The organism is Mesorhizobium sp. M0062, assembly GCF_040323125.1.
Taxonomy (GTDB): domain Bacteria; phylum Pseudomonadota; class Alphaproteobacteria; order Rhizobiales; family Rhizobiaceae; genus Mesorhizobium.
On record NZ_JAMYUO010000009.1, the window covers coordinates 53,931 to 70,314 of the forward strand.

Genomic DNA, 16,384 nt, shown 5'->3' on the forward strand with positions numbered 1-16,384 from the left:
TCAGCCTGCCTTTGCCATCTGCATCAGCGTCACCCGGCTCTGCAGCCGGCGCTGCGCTTGGTCGACGACGACGGCGACGATGATGACAAGGCCCTTGATCACCATCTGCCAGAAGGAACTCACGCCCATCATCACCAACCCGTCCGAAAGAATGCCGATGACGAAGGCGCCGACAATGGTGCCGCCGATCGTGCCGCGCCCACCCGACATCGAGGTGCCGCCGAGCACCGCCGCCGCAATGGCGTTGAGCTCGAAACTTTCGCCTGTTGCCGGGTGCGAGGCCATCAGTTCGGACGAGATGATCAGGCCGACGATCGCCGCGCAGAAGCCGGAGAACATGTAGACGAACATTTTCACCATGTTGACACGAACGCCCGAAATTCGCGACGCCCGTTCATTGCCGCCGACGGCGAAGATGTGGCGGCCGAGCGGGGTGTATTTGGCGAGGTAGGCCGCCGCCAGCGCAACGACGATCAGTATCCAGATCGCCACCGGCAGGCCGAGCAGCCGCCCGGCGCCGAGGAAACCAAACCCGGTGGTGCCAAGCTCCGGCTTGCCGACGAGGTTGGGGAAGGTGCGGCCGTCCGACGACAGCAACGCCAGGCCGCGCGCGACATAGAGCACGCCGAGCGTGGCGATGAACGGCGCGACGTTCAGCCTGGTGATCAGCAGTCCGTTGACGGCGCCGATCAATATGCCGACCGCCAGCGTGATCAGCGCGATCTCGACGACGTTGAAATAGACGGTGTAGCCGAATTGCAGGTCGATGCCGTTGAGCACGAGGTAGCCGGCGACCATGCCGCACAGGCCGACGATCGAGCCGACTGAGAGATCGATGCCGCCGGTGATGATGACGAAGGTCATGCCCATGGCGAGGAAGGCGTTCAGCGCCACATGTTTCGACATCAGGATCAGATTGGCTGTCGACAGGAAATTCGGCGCCGCGATCGAGAAGAAGATCAAGACGGCGATCAGCGCGATGAAGGTCCTCGCCTTCATCAGCGTCAGCAGCAGCGAGCCGCTCGAAACGGAGGAGACAGCCGCCTTGGCCGGGATGTCAGTCATGGGTTCTCCGTGTGCGGGGCCGGTCCGTGGCCAAGTGCCGAGGCGGCGACAAGGGCTGCCTCCGTCGCCTCGGCGCGATCGAACATGCCCGTCAGTTTTCCATTGCTCATCACCGCGATGCGATCGGACAGCGCCATCACCTCATCGAGATCCGAGGTGGCGAACAGAATGCCGAGCCCGTCTCGCGACAGTTTGCGCATGGTGCGGAAGACGTCGGCCTTGGCGCCGACATCGATGCCACGGCTCGGCTCGTCCATCAGCAGCACCTTCGGCCCGGTGAGCAGCGCCTTTCCGATCACCACCTTTTGCTGGTTGCCGCCCGACAGCGATGAGACCTCCTGCGCCGGGTCGGCGACCTTGATCGCCAGTTCCCGCACCATCTGCGTCACCGCCTGCTTCTCGTGGCCGCCGCGAATGTGAAACAGGCGGACAAAACGCGACAGGCTGGCCAGTGTCAGATTGCTCGCGACGGACAGGATCGAGACTAGCCCTTCGCGTTGGCGGTCTTCGGGGATCAGCGCCAGCCCGCGCCGGATACGCCGCGTCGTGTCGCGCTCCTTGACCTTTTTGCCGGCGATGAAGATCGCGCCGGTCGCCTGGCCATGGCGGCCCATGATGCAGTCGAACAGCTCGCTCCGCCCGGCGCCCATCAGGCCGTATATGCCGAGGATCTCGCCGGCGCGCAGCGACAGCGAGACGTGATCGACCGCCAGCCCGCCGGTCGCGCGCGGCAGGCAGATGTCCTCGGCGCGGAATATCTCTTCGCCAGGAACATGGCCGTCGGCCTTGGCGAAATCCTTGGCGTCGGAGCCGATCATCTGCCGCACGATCCACCGGGTGTCGACGTTCTTCATCTCCTCCTGGCCGGTGATGTGCCCATCGCGCAGCACGGTGATGTAGTCGCCGATGCGGATCAGTTCTTCCAGCCGGTGCGAGATGTAGACGATCGCCACGCCGCGCGCCTTGAGGTCGGCGATCACCTTGAACAGGATCTCGACTTCCGCCGCACTGAGCGCCGAGGTCGGCTCGTCCATGATCAGGATGCGCGCATCGAGCGAAACCGCCTTGGCGATCTCGACCAGCTGCTGCTGGCCGATGCGCAGATCCTCGACCAGCATGTCGGGCCTTATCCCGGCCTGCAGGCGTTCGAGAAATTGCGCCGCGCGACGCTCCTGCTCCTTGCGGTCGATCTTGCGGAACCGGTTGGTGATCTCGCGCGTGGCGAAGATGTTCTCGGCGACGGTCATATTGCCAAACAGGTTCAGCTCCTGGAACACCATGCCGATGCCGCGGTTCACCGCGTCGCCCGATGACGAGAAGGAGACCTCCTCCCCTTCCAGGAGGATCCGGCCGAGCGTCGGCTGTTCGACGCCGGCGATGATCTTCATCAGCGTCGATTTGCCGGCGCCGTTTTCGCCGACCAGCACATTGACGGCGCCCTTGCGCACCTCGAAATTCGCGCGCTTGACCGCGACGGTGCCGGAATAGACCTTCGAGACGTCTTCCAGCTTCAAGACGACATCGTGAGCAACCGCAGCGCTCATGGCTTCGGCCCGATTTCTGCCTCCGCCGGCGTCACCAGCGGCAGGTCCTGGCCGTTTTCGAGCGTATAGGCGCCGAGGACCTTGGCGGTCCGGCCTTCCAGCGCGTCACGCGGCAGTTTGGCAAGCACGGCCTTGACGGCATAGGCGTTGAACGCCTTGCCGAACTGGGCGAAGTCGATCTGGTTGGTAAAATCGTTGAACTGGATGAAATCGAGACTGTCGCGCAGCGCGGTTCCGCGCATCGCCGGTCCGATCTGTACCCGCGCATCGGCCTTGCCGTCGCCGTCGACATCGACATCCATGGTCGCTGCCCGCGACTGCGTGTTGGCGGCGATGATCTTGCCCTCGACGCGAACCGCGAAGGTCCATGGCGAATTCGCCTGCTTCTTCGGATTGCCATATTTGGCGCCAGCGGAAGCAGGATCGGTTTTCGCCAGAGCGTGGACCTCGGCAAACGGCCCGGCCTTCTGCTGGAGGTAAGGCACGACCTTCGCCGCCCAGATCTCCTCGACCATCTTGTCCGGATTGAAGACGGCGGCATTGCCGCTGCCCCCCGAAGGGGTCGGGAGGATCTTGCAGGCGGTCAAGCTGATGCCGAGTATCACGGCAAGGATCGGCCAGGTCGGCTTGTTGTTCAGCATGATGGCTTGTTGAGCATGTGATCAATACCCACGGAAAATGCCGACGAGGGACGACCCTTGGGTCGCCCCTCGCTGTTCATGTCACGCCGGCTCAGTTGGTCAGCGCAAACGTTTCCAACTTGGCAGCATTGTCACCATTGACCAGGACGCAGTCCATCAGCTGCTTTTCCTTGGCCGGCGACTTCTTGTTCTTGATGAAGTCGTTGGCCTGCTCGACCGCCATCTGCGCCTGCGCATAGGCCGGCTGCAGCACGGTCGCCTTGATGCCGCCCGCGGTGATGGAGTCGCGCACGTCGTTGGATCCGTCGAAGCCGACGACGATGACGTCCTTGCGGTTTGCCGCGACCAGCGCCGCATACGCGCCCATCGCCATCGTGTCGTTGCCGGAGATGACGCCCTTGATATCCGGGTTGGCCTGCAGGATCGATTCCATCTTGGAATAGGCTTCCGTCTGGCTCCAGTTTGCCGATTGCTGGGCGACCATCTTCAGATCCGGATAATCGTCGATGACGTCATGATAGCCCTTCGAGCGAATGCCGGCATTGGTATCGGATTCCTTGCCGACCAGCTCGACGAAATTGCCCTTCTCGCCCATCAGCTTGACGAACTCCTGCGCGCCGAGCTGGGCGCCCTGGTAGTTGTTGGAGACGATCTGAGCCACGGCGACGCCGGTGGCGTTGATCTCGCGATCGATCAGGAACGACGGCACGCCCGCGTCCTTGGCCTTCTGCACGGCAGCGACGGTGGCGTCGGCGCCGGCATTGTCGAGGATGATCGCCTTGGCGCCGCGACCGATCGCGGTGTCGATCAATTCGGACTGCTTGTTGGCATCGTCGTCATGGACGAGCACCAGCGCTTCGTAGCCGAGTTCCTTGGCCTTGGCTTCGGCGCCGACGGCTTCCGCCTTGAAGAACGGGTTGTCGTGCGAGGGCGTGATGATGGCAATGAGGTCGGCCGCATAGGCGGGCGCCGCCGTGCCAAGCGCCAGCATGCCGGCAAAAGCCGCAAGTGTCATTCTGCGTGTGAGTTTCATGATGTCCTCCCGTTTGAAAAATTGCCTTGATCAATCAAGGCCTCTGCACTCGAATTCGTCGCGCAACGCGGGCCGCCGATCCGTTCAGGCTGAATGCCGGTGCCGGCTTCCCAAACGATCGCTGCTCCCCCGCCGTCCCTCCACTCGCCCAATCTTCGTACTTCTCGCGAATCCTTGCCCAAGCCATCAACAGCTAAGCCAACTGGTATGATGAGTCAATCACTAATTGAGGTGACATGTGCCCACTGAGCGAAAGCATCTGGGCATGGCGGGTGTGTCGAGCCATGGAGGCGCTCCGGCAAGCGCCCGACTCGCTCTGTCTCAAGTAATGCGCCGAATGCTGGCGGCGATCTCTTCGGGCTCGAACACCCGCTTCCAGTCGTCGCGCATCAGCACCGGCTTGCCGAATTCGATCGCCTTGTTGCAGGCATCCGAGAATACGCCCTTGGTCTCGCCGAAAATCACGGCGCCGAGCACGTTCATGTGGCCGAGCAGGAAATCGAGCGCCGCCTGTTGGTCGACGCCTCGCGCGACGACCTCGTCGACGGCTTCCTTCATGACGACAAGCAGTGACGCGCACACCGTCTCCGAGAGACCGGGCTCCAGCAGCGCCATCTGTTCGACGGTTACACGGTGCGAGCGCATGACCGGCGCCCAGATGATTTTTGCGACCGCCTCGCCCTTGGCGTAGTCCGCTTCCGGCCCCTGCATCAGCGCGCTGACCATATGCTGCTTGGCCTTGACGCCGCCAAAATAATCCTTCTTGGCCGCCATGTCGGTCTCGTCGTTGAAGATCGGCGGATGACAGGGATGGGTGACGAAATAGGTCAGGTCCGGCCGGTTGGGCAGATGGCCGGCGAAGGGTGCGGCCGCGTCGAGCACTATCACCATCGTGCCAGGCGCGAGCTTGCTCTCGATATCAGCCGCCACCTTGCCGATATGCGTATCGGGAACGGCCAGGATGACGATATCCGCCCCGTCCAGCGCCGCATCGGCACTGACCGCGTCAAAGCCCAGTCCGGTCTTCAGCCGCTCGCGGCCGGCCTCGCTCACCTCGACATGGCGTACCGTGTAGAGCGATCCGCGAAAATTGGTCGACAGGCGGTAACCCATTTTGCCGCCGGCACCGAGCAGCGCAATCGTCGTCATGTAATCCCTACTCCCGATTCAAACGACGGCCGCGCCGATCGTCACGTTATTAACTGGTATGATCACCTTACCACAAATTGAGGAGTTGAACAGGGCTTTGATGAGCGGCTATGCAGTCGCCGTTTGGCTTCCGTCCGCACGATTTCCGCGGTGGCGGCCGATAATTCAACCAAGCCAGTGCGCCGTTGCCTTTCCAGACAATCGATGCCCGCGCTAGAAGCCTCTAGGTCCATTTTCTCGGGGGCTCGGTTGCGAAGTGACGGTGGGGGCGTCACCAGCAAGGCGAAGCGCGTCCGCGCGGTCCGGTCGCGTTTTCGGGCCGTGAGTTCTCGCGGCGATTTGGCGAAGGGGCTATAGAGAATTCGCGCTTCGCCGGGGTTCCGGCGAGCCAAATCACTGCTAGTCGATCATGCCGACAACTATTTACCGGTAGCTTCCCGGGTCCTTGGCTTTCTCCGCCCGACAGCTGTCAGTGCGTTGCGCCGCCGTGCGGTAAGCGCCTTCATAAAACCTGATGGCTCTCTTGAATTCGGGGGGATTGGGTATCAGGTGTTTATCTTGCACATCGTACAAGATGTATATCGCCGTTATTTTGGATTTTCCGTCTGGAGTCAGCTGCAGCGCCGGGCATCGCGTCGTAACGGCGATGACGTTAGCTGACCATGTTACGACCAATTTCAACTGGGCGTCGGACAGCCCGGCCAGATAGTTGATGTTTTTTTGATAGGCAGGGTCGATGTGTTGTCGATTATCTTTTGCAGACGCAGCGGAGGACAGGACACCTACCACGCCGAGTATAATCAATATGCATTTCAAAAGCTGCCTCCCCCAATGTTACGGCCATCTCGACCACGGCATTGTCCGTCCCCACAAAGCAGGTTGAAACAAGTCAATTTGAAAAGCAATTGGGGTTCGCGACCTTATACGGATCACCGCACCTTCAGAACCCGGTTGCTCGCGGACGCCCTTCTTCAACCAATTGAAACCGGTAGCGGTCGCGCACGAACTCGTTGAAAAATTGCCCTTTCGAGAAGGCGGCCCGGAACGCCGCATAGGTCTCGGGCTCGACCTCTTCATAGTCGTAGCGGGCTCCGCTCGGGACGAACCAGACCGAGAGGATTTTCGTCGACGGGTCGTAATGGGTGTTGCGGATGGCGGTGGACGGCATGTCGAAATCCTGCTTCGTCCCCAAATCTTTCGCCCCAAATCCTGCTTCGAACATGCGTAATGCCGCAACGATGCGGAGGTTCCGACAGGGAGGCGCACCACAACGCCGAATCTTGCCCGGGTGGCGAGGCTTCCTATCTCTCCGTCAGATGGCACAGACGAAATCCAGTACAACAGCGTATGCCAGCCAGGGCGATCTCTTCGGCGCGGCCGACACGCTGCCGGAAGGATTTTCTTACCGGCCTAGCCTGATCACAACGGACGAAGAGGCGGAACTGGTCCGTCACCTCAATGAACTGTCCTTCAAGCCGTTCGATTTCCACGGCCACCTTGCCAACCGGCAGGTCGCCGGCTTCGGCTGGCGCTACGACTACGACCGGCGCCAGGTCGTCGAAGCGCCGCCCATCCCGAAATTCCTGCTGCCGCTTCGCGACAAGGTCGCGGATTTTGCCGGCAGGCAGGCCACGGAATTCGCGCAAGTGCTCATCAACGAGTATCGGCCGGGCGCGGGCATAGGTTGGCATCGCGACAAGCCGCATTTCGATCTCGTCGCCGGCGTCTCGCTGCTGGCGCCCTGCAGCTTTCGGCTGCGCCGAAAAAACGGCTCGAAATGGGATCGCAAGACGATCGAGGTTCAGCCGAGATCTGTCTATCTCATTGACGGCCCGGCGCGCCACGAGTGGGAGCACAGCATTCCGCCGGTCGCCGGGCACCGCTATTCGATCACGCTGCGCACTCTGAAATAGGCCACACTCCAAGCCACGCAGCAGCCGCTCTGGAAGACCGAGCGCAGTTGTGCTTCGATCGCACATGAGCGTGGATCGCAGCAGAGTTTTGGTTACCCGCGTGGCGCTCTTTCTGTGGGCATGCCTGTCCTGCGTTCTGGCTCTGCAGTGGCTCGTCGACCTTGGCATGGTCGGCTTTCCCGACGGATACATAACGCCCTATGCCCGAGCAACGAGCACGCTGTTGCATGTCCTTGTCTGGGCATGCCTGGCTCAAAGTCTCTACTTCGCTTGCCGAGCCTTGTTTGGCAAACGCTTCGAGCCTGCTCCTCTCTTCCTGCAAATCCTGATCGCCGCCGCACTGACTGTCGTGCCGGTATTCATCGTAAAACACTGTCCGCGGTCCCAGGTATGCAGCAACATCTATGAAGCGCTCACGAATACGATGATGGACGACGGCACCGGCGGATGACGTTGTGTCTCCAGTAGCTGACGAGAGATAGAAGTTTGGCGTCGCGCCCGCGCGGTGGCGGTAAAACCTGGAGGAACCATGCGAAAGATCCTGGCATCGATGCTGCTGTTCGCGGCGGCGCTATCTGCAAACCCCGCTCGGGCGCTGGACAGTACCAGCCCGCCGGTTGTCGTCACGCCGCTTGCCGATCGCAGCCAGACGGCGTCCGGCCAGCCGATCGTGCTGCCGCAGAAAAATGTCCAAGTGCTGGTTTCAACCTATGACATTGCGGTCGGCGCCACTCTGCCGGTGCACAAGCACCCGTTTGCCCGCTACGCCTATGTCGAGGCCGGGACACTCAAAGTGACGAATGTCGAGACCGGCAACAGCAACACCTACAAGACGGGCGATTTCATCATCGAGATGATCGGCCAATGGCACCAGGCCACCAACATCGGCGACGCCCCGGTCAAGCTGCTGGTCATCGACCAGGCCGAACGAGGCGCCAAGAACACGGTGCTGCAGAAACAATAGATCTCTCGCTACGGACCTAGGCAGGGTTGCCGGGCTGGCCCAAGCAGCGACTGGCTGTTCCGGCTTCCCCGGGAACCGAGCCGATGCTAGGGCTGGCCATCTGCAATCATGAAGGATCGCCCCTTGGCCGGAAATGCTCGCCCCCTGATCGAAATCTGCGTCGAAGGCATCGATGGACTGCTGGCTGCGCAGGCCGCCGGCGCCGACCGGGTCGAGCTCTGCGCCAGCCTGGTCGAAGGCGGCATCACGCCCAGCCTCGGCACGGTGCGCGCCGCACTCGAGAGCGCGACCATTCCCTTCCATGTCATCGTGCGGCCGCGCGGCGGCGATTTCCTCTACAGCGAGGCCGAATACAGCTCGATGCTCGCCGATGTCGCAGCGCTTCGTGACCTCGGCGTCGCCGGCGTCGTTGTCGGTTGCCTCGATGCCGACGGCACCATCGATGAAACCCGCATGGGCGCGCTGGTCGATGCCGCCGGTCCGCTCGCCGTTACCTGCCACCGCGCCTTCGACATGACGCGCGACCCGGCCGAGGCGCTGGAAGCGCTAATCCGCTGCAAGGTCGGCCGCGTGCTGACCAGCGGCCAGAGGGACACCGCGGTGGAAGGCGCCGGCCTGTTGGCGGATCTCGTCCGCCAGGCCGACGGCCGCATCATCATCCTCGGCTGCGGCGCGCTGGACCCCGAAAACATCGCCGGGGTGCTGGCATCAACCGGGCTGACGGAACTGCATTTCGCCGCGCTCAAGGACGTACCGAGCGCCATGGCCTACCGCAACCCGCAAGTCGGCATGGGCGGCACCGATCTCGACCGCGAGTATCGCACCACAGTCACCGATGGGGCGCTGGTTGCCGCGACGATTGCGGCGGCCAGAGCATGATGAGCGAAGCCGTGAGTGGGCCGTCGCCGATCAGCCGTGTCTCGCCTCAGGACGAAGCGGCCATCCTCGCACTCAACAACGAGCACGCCGCCGAACTGTCATGGCTCGAGCCCGAACGGCTGTCCTTCCTTCTTGGCGAAGCGTTTTACGTCAGGCGCATCGGCGCGCTCGAAGCCTTCATCATGACCTTCGACCAGGATGCGCGCTACGACAGCCCGAATTTCCTCTGGTTCCGCGAGCGCTATCCACGCTTCGTCTATGTCGACCGCGTCGTCGTCGCGGCGCAAGCGCGCGGCCGCGGCCATGCCCGCCGGCTCTACGAGGATCTGTTCGGGGAAGTCGCACGCGCGGGCCACAGCATCGTCACGTGCGAGGTGAATGCCGAACCGCCCAATCCGGCTTCGGACGCCTTCCATGCCGCGCTTGGCTTCGCCGAGGTCGGCGACGCGGTGATCCATGGCGGCAAGAAGACCGTGCGCTACTACCTCAGGCAGATTGCGGGCTGACGCATCGCTGGCTGATGATCGGCAAGCAGATCGCCACGGCAGCATAAGATTAGGAGTCCGTAGCCCTCACCAATTCCGGTTCAGCCAGGCCCGCGCGGGCTTCTCGACCAGATAGTAGCTGCATAATGCACAGGCGAAGACAGCCGCCAGCATCGGGATCGGTGCACTGCCCTGCTCGGCGACGAATTTGTAGAAGGGCTGTTGCCAGAGATAGAGCGAGTACGACCATAGCCCGATCATCACCATCGGCCTGGATGAAAGCAGGCCGGTAAGATGCCAGTTGCTGGTGTCCAGCGTATTGACGGCAAGCGCCAGCAACGGCACCGCCAGTAGGTAATGGATCGGCGTCGGCACCGGATCGAGGAACAGCAATATAGCCGCCGCCGCCGACACGAGGCTGACATAGGGGCTCGTCAGGAATGCCGGCAGCCGGTCATCGTGCTTGAGCAGGCAGATCGATGCCGACAGCAGGATCGAGGCGATATGCACATCGGTGCGCCAATAGCTGTGCTCGTAATCCATGCCGAGTGCCCAGTACGAAATGGCGCCATTGGCCATCGCCAGCAGCGACAGCGTCACCAGCAGCCGAACGACATTACCCCGCCCGGTCACCACCACGCTGATCAGCGCCAGGATGATGTAGGCATGCTCTTCCACGCATAGCGACCAGATGTGGTCGAGCGCGCCGGCGCGGGTGATGAGAATTCCGGCATAGTTGTAGGTGAATGTCAGCGCCGTCAGCGCCGCCTTCCATTTGAAGCCGATAAAGGTGCCGGAGAGCCCGATCATGGCTGATGTCACGAACACCAGCAGCGCGGGATAGATGCGCGAAAAGCGGCGCTTGAAGAATTTTTTCAGCGGAAAGCGTTCGATGAACAGTATCTCGCCCATCAGCCGGCCTGAGAGCACGAAGAAGAACTCGACGCCGAGCACGCCGAGATTGATCCCGGGAACGGGGAAGAAATGGCCGATCAGCACCAGTGCGATCGAAAGCCCGCGCCAACCATCGAGATAGGCCAGTCTTGCTCTGGCTGCTTTGTCGGCTGTGGCCCGCGGCAGGGCAACAGACGCTGCGGAGATGTCGGCCATGCCGATCCTCTACGACGCAAGATCTTGGCGCAGCTCACACCGCCGCGCGCAGAATCCACCCCGTGTTCCGCCAAGCTATACATATTGCGTGCAATATCAGATTGTGCAAGTGCGAGAATGGGGCTGGGCAGTCCCTTGGGAAGTATGCGCCTGTTCTTGCACGGGAATTACCTGAAACAACGGATTTGCGCGTGGCAGCGAACCCGCAAGGACTGGGCAGTTACAGCCCGCCACAGACGAACAAAGGGGCCGCGATGGCCCCTTTCCTTGTCAGTAGCTTTATGATGTCAGGCGTTGGCTGCCGCCACCGCGCGCTTGGCCATCACGGCGATCAAATTGGCACGGTATTCGGCCGAAGCGTGGAGGTCGGTCATCAAATTCTTCGCCGGCACTTTCACGCCGTCGAGCGCCGATGCGGCAAAATTCTTCGCCAGTGCTGCTTCGATCTCCTTCGAGCGGAACACACCGTCATCGCCGGCGCCGGTAACGGCAACGCTGACCCCGTCCTTGCCCTTTGCCACGAACACGCCGACGATCGCATAGCGCGAGGCCGGGTTGCGGAATTTTTCGTAAGCAGCCTTGGCCGGCGCGGTAAAACTCACCGCGGTGATGATCTCGCCTTCTTTCAGCGCCGTTTCGAACAGGCCGGTGAAGAATTTCGCGGCTGAAATCTCGCGCTTGTTGGTGACGATGGTGGCGCCCAGCGCCAAGAGCGCCGCCGGATAATCGGCGGCTGGGTCGTTGTTGGCGACCGAGCCGCCGATCGTGCCCTTGTGGCGCACCGCCGGATCGCCAATCAGCGACGCAAGGTGCGCAAGCGCCGGACAGGCCTTCCGCAGCTTCTCGTCATTGGCGACGTCGTAATGGGTTGTGGCGGCGCCGATGGTGACGGTCTTGCCCGACACCTTGACGCCTTGCAGCTCCCTGATCCGCGACAGGTCGATCAGGTCGGACGGTGCGGCGAGCCGCGTCTTCATCGCCGGGATCAGCGTCATGCCGCCTGACAAAAGCCTGGCGTCGCCGCTCTTCACCAGCTTGGCGGCGTCGGCGACCGAGGCGGCGCGGTGGTAGTTGACTGCGTACATGGGATCCTCCCCTGAAGTGGTTAGGCAGTAGTGAGTAGGGAGTAGGGAATAGGGAATAGGGACGCTGTCATCTCCGGCAATGCCCATTCCCTACTCACTTCTCCCTACTCACTCATTTCTTCGCCCTAATCGCCGCCCACACCTTCGACGGCGAGGCCGGCATGGCGATGTCCACAATCCCCAAAGCGTCGGTGATGGCGTTGATGACCGCCGGCGGCGAGCCGATGGCGCCGGCCTCGCCACAGCCCTTGATGCCGAGCGGATTGCTCGGACACGGCGTGTTCGACGTCGAGACCTTGAATGACGGCAGGTCGTCCGCGCGCGGCATGGTGTAGTCCATGTAGCTCGCCGTCAGCAGCTGCCCGCTATCGTCATAGTGCGCGCCTTCCAGCAGCGCCTGGCCGATGCCCTGGGCGATGCCGCCATGCACCTGACCCTCGACGATCATCGGGTTGATGATGTTGCCGAAATCGTCCGCCGCGACGAACTGGACGATCTCGGTCGTGCCGGTTTCCGGATCGATCTCGACCTCGCAGATGTAGCAGCCCGCCGGGAAAGTGAAGTTCGCCGGATCGTAGAAGGCTGTTTCCTTCAGTCCCGGCTCCATGCCTGCCGGCAGATTGTGAGCGGTGTAGGCGGCAAGCGCCACCTGGAACCAGGGCAGGCTCTTGTCGGTGCCGGCAACCTTGACCTCGCCATTCTCGATGACGATGTCGCCCTCGTCGGCCTCGAGCAGATGGGCGGCGATTTTCTTGGCCTTGGCCTCGACCTTGTCGAGCGCCTTGGCAATTGCCGACATGCCGACCGCGCCCGAGCGCGAGCCGTAGGTGCCCATACCCATCTGCACCTTGTCGGTATCTCCATGGACGATCGAGACCGAGTCCAGTGGCACGCCAAAACGCTGGTTGACGAGTTGCGCGAAGGTCGTCTCATGGCCCTGGCCATGGCTGTGCGAGCCGGTCAGCACCTCGATCGTGCCGACGGCATTGACCCGCACTTCGGCGGATTCCCACAGACCGACGCCGGCGCCGAGCGAACCGACCGCCGCCGACGGCGCGATGCCGCAGGCCTCGATATAGCAGCTCATGCCGATGCCGCGCAGTCTGCCCTGGCTGCCGGCCGCCGCTTTGCGCTTGGCAAAGCCGGCATAGTCGGACGCCTGTGTCGCCGCATCGAGTGAAGCTCCATAGTCGCCGGCGTCATAGTTCATGATGACCGGCGTCTGGTGCGGAAACTCGGTGATGAAATTGATGCGCCGCAACTCCGCCGGAGAGACCCCAAGTTCACGCGCGGCGGTCTCCATTGTCCGTTCGAGCAGATACGTGGCTTCCGGCCGCCCTGCCCCGCGATAGGCATCGACGGGTGCCGTGTTGGTGTAGACGGTGCGCACATTGGCGTGGATCGTCGGGATGTTGTACTGGCCCGACAGCAGCGTCGCGTAGAGATAGGTCGGCACGCAAGACGAGAACAGCGACATGTAGGCGCCGAGATTGGCGATGGTGTCGACTTTGAAGCCGGTGATCTTGTTGTTCTGGTCGAACGCCATTTCGACCGTCGAGACATGGTCGCGGCCATGTGCGTCGGTGAGGAAGCTTTCGGTGCGGTCGGCGACCCATTTGACCGGCACGCCGGTCTTCTTCGACGCCCAAAGGCAGACGATCTCTTCGGGATAGATGTAGATCTTCGAGCCGAAGCCGCCGCCGACATCGGGCGCAATGACGCGCAGTTTGTTTTCCGGTGCGACATTGTAGAAGGCGCTCATCACCAGCCGCGCGACATGCGGGTTCTGCGACGTCGTCCAGCAGGTAAAATGGTCCTCGGCCTTGTCGTAATGGCCAAGGGCCGCGCGCGGCTCCATGGCGTTGGGAACCAGCCGGTTGTTGACGATCTTCATGCGGGTGACATGGGCCGCCGCCTGGATCGCCGCGTCGGTCGCCTTGGCATCGCCGATCTCCCAGTCGAAGATAAGATTGTCCTCGGCTTCGGCATGGACCTGCGGCGCACCTTTTTGCAGCGCCTTGGTGGCATCGACCACCGCCTTCAATTCCTTGTAGGTGATCTCGACCGCTTCGGCCGCGTCGCGGGCCTGGCCCTTGGTTTCCGCCACCACGATGACGACCGCGTCGCCGACATAGCGCACCTTGTCGACGGCCAGCGGCGACCACGCGCCCATCTTCATCGGCGAGCCGTCCTTGGAATGGATCATCCAGCCGCAGATCAGGTTGCCGATGCCGTCGGCCTTGAGCTCCTTGCCGGTCAAGACGCCGATGACGCCGGGCATCGCCTGCGCTCGTCTGACGTCGATCTTCTTGATCTGAGCATGCGCGTGCGGGCTGCGCACGAAAGCGGCATGCTTCATGCCGGGAACCACCATGTCGTCGACATAGCGGCCGGCGCCGGTGATGAACCGTTTGTCTTCCTTGCGCACGACCCGAGCGCCGATGCCTTCAATGCCCATAGGAATTCCTCCGGAATAGCGAATAGTGAGTAGCGAATAGTGAACAGTGAGTAGGGAATTGTGCTCGGAGCGGTTCGGCTAAACCGACTACTCGCTATTCACTATTCACTACTCGCTTCTTTCTTACGCTGCCTGTTTCGCCCTGCCCTTCGGCACCTTCGCCATCGTCTGCGATGCGGCGAGGATCGCCTTGACGATGTTGTGGTAGCCGGTGCAGCGGCAGATGTTGCCTTCGAGCTCGGCGCGCACCGTCGCCTCGTCAAGGCCTTCGGGATGGCGCGCGATCATGTCGGTCGCGGTCATGATCATGCCCGGCGTGCAGAAGCCGCATTGCAGCCCATGATGTTCCTTGAACGCGGCCTGCATCGGATGCAGGTCGCCGCCATTGGCAAGCCCTTCGATCGTCACCACGGTCGACCCGGAGGCCTGCACGGCCAGCATCGAACAGGACTTCACCGCCTTGCCGTCGACATGCACGACGCAGGCGCCGCATTGAGAGGTGTCACAACCGACATGCGTTCCGGTGAGACCAAGATTTTCGCGCAGGAAATGAACCAGAAGCGTTCGGTCCTCGGCAGCGCCGCTGATCCGTTTTCCGTTCACGACAAACGAAACGTCCGACATGCATCCTCCCTGGGTATGACCTTGGTAGTCATGCTGCCGATGCGGCTTTGGCGCTCGGCCATGCGCTATTGGTACACTGCACAAAGCGCAAAAAACACACGGCGCTCATTGTACTTTCGGTCATGGAGAAAACGAAAATCATGGGCCTGTCCGCCCCATTGCCAAAGAGCGAATAGGGGGCAACAATGCCCTCGACGCCAACGCGCCGAGAGACATAAAACGGGCGCGCGCAGGAAGCGTCGGAGGATATCGGGAGGAAGCCTCTGGCCAGTTCACGGACGAGCTATGCATCCGGTCTGTCGGCGCTCACCACCGACGAGCCCGACGCCGATGCATTCGCCCTGGCGGTCGCCGTCGAGGCCGCAGCCATCGATGCCGGCTTTGCCCTGCTGTTCTTCTCCCAGAGCTTGTTTGACGCGAGCGTCCTTTCGCAAGGGCTGAAGACCCACGCGCCGACGCTGGCCTACGCCGCCTGCTCGACCGCCGGCGAGATTACCCCCCAGGGCCTGGAGGAAGGCCATGTGCTGGCGCTGCTCTTTCCCTCCGCGTCGTTTTCGGCGGTCAGCACCATGGTCGACAATCTCTCCTCGTCGGGCATGGACAGGATCACTGATGAAGTCGAGGGCTTGCGGCGCCTGCTACGCGGACGCACCGGCAGTTGCCATGCCAAAAGCACTTTCGCGCTCTGCTTCATCGACGGCCTGTCCTTTGCAGAGGAAGCGGTGACCTCGGCCATCCATTGGGGGCTGGACGACATCCCGCTGATCGGCGGTTCGGCGGGCGACGATTTGAAATTCGAAACCACCAGGCTGATTTCGAACGGCAAGGTAGCGTCCGACAGCGCCATCATTGTGCTGATCGCCACCGAGATACCGTTCCATGTCTTCAAGACCGACAATTTCATCCCAACCGACGAGAAGCTGGTGGTGACGGCATCCGATCCGGACCACCGCACCGTGCGCGAATTCAACGCCACCAACGCGGCTGAGGAATATGCCGCCTCGGTCGGCATCGTTGCGCAGAACCTGACGCCGATGAGCTTCGCCTCGCACCCGGTGGTGGTGAAAGTGGGCGGCGAATATTACTGCCGCTCGATCCAGAAGATGCATGCCGACGGATCGCTGTCTTTCTTCTGCGCCATAGACGACGGCGTCGTGCTGTCCATCGCCCAGCCCAAGGACATGGTGGAATCGACGCGCGCAGCACTGCGCGACGTCGAGCAACGGCTCGGCGGCATCGACATGATCCTCGGCTTCGATTGCGTGCTGCGCCGGCTCGATGCGCGCAACCGCCAGGTGTTCCGCGACATTTCGGAGCTCTACCGGGTCAACAATGTCATCGGCTTCGGCACCTATGGCGAACAGTACCGCTCGATGCATCTGAACCAAACCTTCACCGGCATCGCCTTCGGCGAACGCCAGGCGGCGGAATAGC

Annotated in this window: 17 protein-coding genes; 6 read left to right on the forward strand and 11 right to left on the reverse strand. The window is 62.2% G+C overall.

Annotated elements, in window-relative coordinates; translation table 11 throughout:
• The 7 genes from NKJ64_RS13285 to NKJ64_RS13315 all read right to left on the reverse strand — a co-directional run bounded on the left by NKJ64_RS13285 (window position 1) and on the right by NKJ64_RS13315 (window position 6,600).
• Window positions 1-1,065: an ABC transporter permease gene (locus tag NKJ64_RS13285; RefSeq protein WP_023688190.1), complete on the reverse strand. Its 1,065-nt coding sequence runs from the start codon at window positions 1,063-1,065 to the stop codon at window positions 1-3.
• Window positions 1,062-2,609: a sugar ABC transporter ATP-binding protein gene (locus tag NKJ64_RS13290; protein ID WP_023756365.1), complete on the reverse strand. Its 1,548-nt coding sequence runs from the start codon at window positions 2,607-2,609 to the stop codon at window positions 1,062-1,064. The genes NKJ64_RS13285 and NKJ64_RS13290 overlap by 4 nt, the downstream gene beginning before the upstream one ends.
• Window positions 2,606-3,250: a DUF2291 family protein gene (locus NKJ64_RS13295; protein WP_023823036.1), complete on the reverse strand. Its 645-nt coding sequence runs from the start codon at window positions 3,248-3,250 to the stop codon at window positions 2,606-2,608. The genes NKJ64_RS13290 and NKJ64_RS13295 overlap by 4 nt, the downstream gene beginning before the upstream one ends.
• Before the next feature lie 91 nt (window positions 3,251-3,341).
• Window positions 3,342-4,283 carry a D-ribose ABC transporter substrate-binding protein gene (locus tag NKJ64_RS13300; protein WP_023691074.1) on the reverse strand — a complete coding sequence of 314 codons (942 nt, stop codon included), beginning with the start codon at window positions 4,281-4,283 and terminating at the stop codon, window positions 3,342-3,344.
• A gap of 321 nt (window positions 4,284-4,604) precedes the next feature.
• Entirely contained in the window at window positions 4,605-5,432 is an 828-nt protein-coding gene (locus NKJ64_RS13305) for a phosphogluconate dehydrogenase C-terminal domain-containing protein (RefSeq protein ID WP_023706030.1), read from the reverse strand.
• 423 nt (window positions 5,433-5,855) lie between these two features.
• Window positions 5,856-6,236: a hypothetical protein gene (locus tag NKJ64_RS13310; protein WP_023697645.1), complete on the reverse strand. Its 381-nt coding sequence runs from the start codon at window positions 6,234-6,236 to the stop codon at window positions 5,856-5,858.
• Between the two features lie 136 nt (window positions 6,237-6,372).
• Window positions 6,373-6,600, reverse strand: a complete 228-nt coding sequence (locus tag NKJ64_RS13315; protein WP_023805420.1) for a KTSC domain-containing protein — start codon at window positions 6,598-6,600, stop codon at window positions 6,373-6,375.
• Between the two features lie 148 nt (window positions 6,601-6,748).
• On the opposite strand from NKJ64_RS13315, the gene NKJ64_RS13320 reads away from it, so the two are divergent.
• The 5 genes from NKJ64_RS13320 (at window position 6,749) to NKJ64_RS13340 (ending at window position 9,694) form a co-directional block, all read left to right on the forward strand.
• Entirely contained in the window at window positions 6,749-7,345 is a 597-nt protein-coding gene (locus NKJ64_RS13320) for an alpha-ketoglutarate-dependent dioxygenase AlkB (RefSeq protein ID WP_023672616.1), read from the forward strand.
• 64 nt (window positions 7,346-7,409) lie between these two features.
• Window positions 7,410-7,796, forward strand: coding sequence for a hypothetical protein (locus NKJ64_RS13325; RefSeq protein ID WP_023730737.1), 387 nt, complete (start codon window positions 7,410-7,412; stop codon window positions 7,794-7,796).
• A gap of 78 nt (window positions 7,797-7,874) precedes the next feature.
• Window positions 7,875-8,309 carry a cupin domain-containing protein gene (locus NKJ64_RS13330; RefSeq protein WP_023672618.1) on the forward strand — a complete coding sequence of 145 codons (435 nt, stop codon included), beginning with the start codon at window positions 7,875-7,877 and terminating at the stop codon, window positions 8,307-8,309.
• 108 nt (window positions 8,310-8,417) lie between these two features.
• Entirely contained in the window at window positions 8,418-9,188 is a 771-nt protein-coding gene (locus tag NKJ64_RS13335; RefSeq protein ID WP_023735276.1) for a copper homeostasis protein CutC, read from the forward strand.
• Complete coding sequence (locus NKJ64_RS13340) at window positions 9,188-9,694, forward strand: GNAT family N-acetyltransferase (protein WP_023746795.1); 507 nt, start codon at window positions 9,188-9,190, stop codon at window positions 9,692-9,694. The genes NKJ64_RS13335 and NKJ64_RS13340 overlap by 1 nt, the downstream gene beginning before the upstream one ends.
• Before the next feature lie 66 nt (window positions 9,695-9,760).
• Here the strand turns inward: NKJ64_RS13340 and NKJ64_RS13345 are convergent, their stop codons facing one another.
• The 4 genes from NKJ64_RS13345 to NKJ64_RS13360 all read right to left on the reverse strand — a co-directional run bounded on the left by NKJ64_RS13345 (window position 9,761) and on the right by NKJ64_RS13360 (window position 14,950).
• The gene (locus NKJ64_RS13345; RefSeq protein WP_023735274.1) at window positions 9,761-10,783 is read right to left on the reverse strand and encodes an acyltransferase family protein; all 1,023 of its coding nucleotides are present in this window, start codon (window positions 10,781-10,783) and stop codon (window positions 9,761-9,763) included.
• A 287-nt stretch (window positions 10,784-11,070) separates the two neighbouring features.
• Window positions 11,071-11,868 carry an FAD binding domain-containing protein gene (locus NKJ64_RS13350; protein WP_023739056.1) on the reverse strand — a complete coding sequence of 266 codons (798 nt, stop codon included), beginning with the start codon at window positions 11,866-11,868 and terminating at the stop codon, window positions 11,071-11,073.
• 112 nt (window positions 11,869-11,980) lie between these two features.
• Window positions 11,981-14,326 (reverse strand): xanthine dehydrogenase family protein molybdopterin-binding subunit, encoded by a 2,346-nt coding sequence (locus NKJ64_RS13355; RefSeq protein ID WP_023691066.1) that lies wholly within the window; start codon window positions 14,324-14,326, stop codon window positions 11,981-11,983.
• A gap of 123 nt (window positions 14,327-14,449) precedes the next feature.
• Window positions 14,450-14,950 (reverse strand): (2Fe-2S)-binding protein, encoded by a 501-nt coding sequence (locus NKJ64_RS13360; RefSeq protein WP_023681712.1) that lies wholly within the window; start codon window positions 14,948-14,950, stop codon window positions 14,450-14,452.
• A 296-nt stretch (window positions 14,951-15,246) separates the two neighbouring features.
• Here NKJ64_RS13360 and NKJ64_RS13365 point away from each other — a divergent pair, with 296 nt between their 5' ends.
• Window positions 15,247-16,383, forward strand: coding sequence for an FIST signal transduction protein (locus NKJ64_RS13365; protein WP_031200506.1), 1,137 nt, complete (start codon window positions 15,247-15,249; stop codon window positions 16,381-16,383).
• The last annotated feature ends 1 nt before the right edge of the window (window position 16,384 follow it).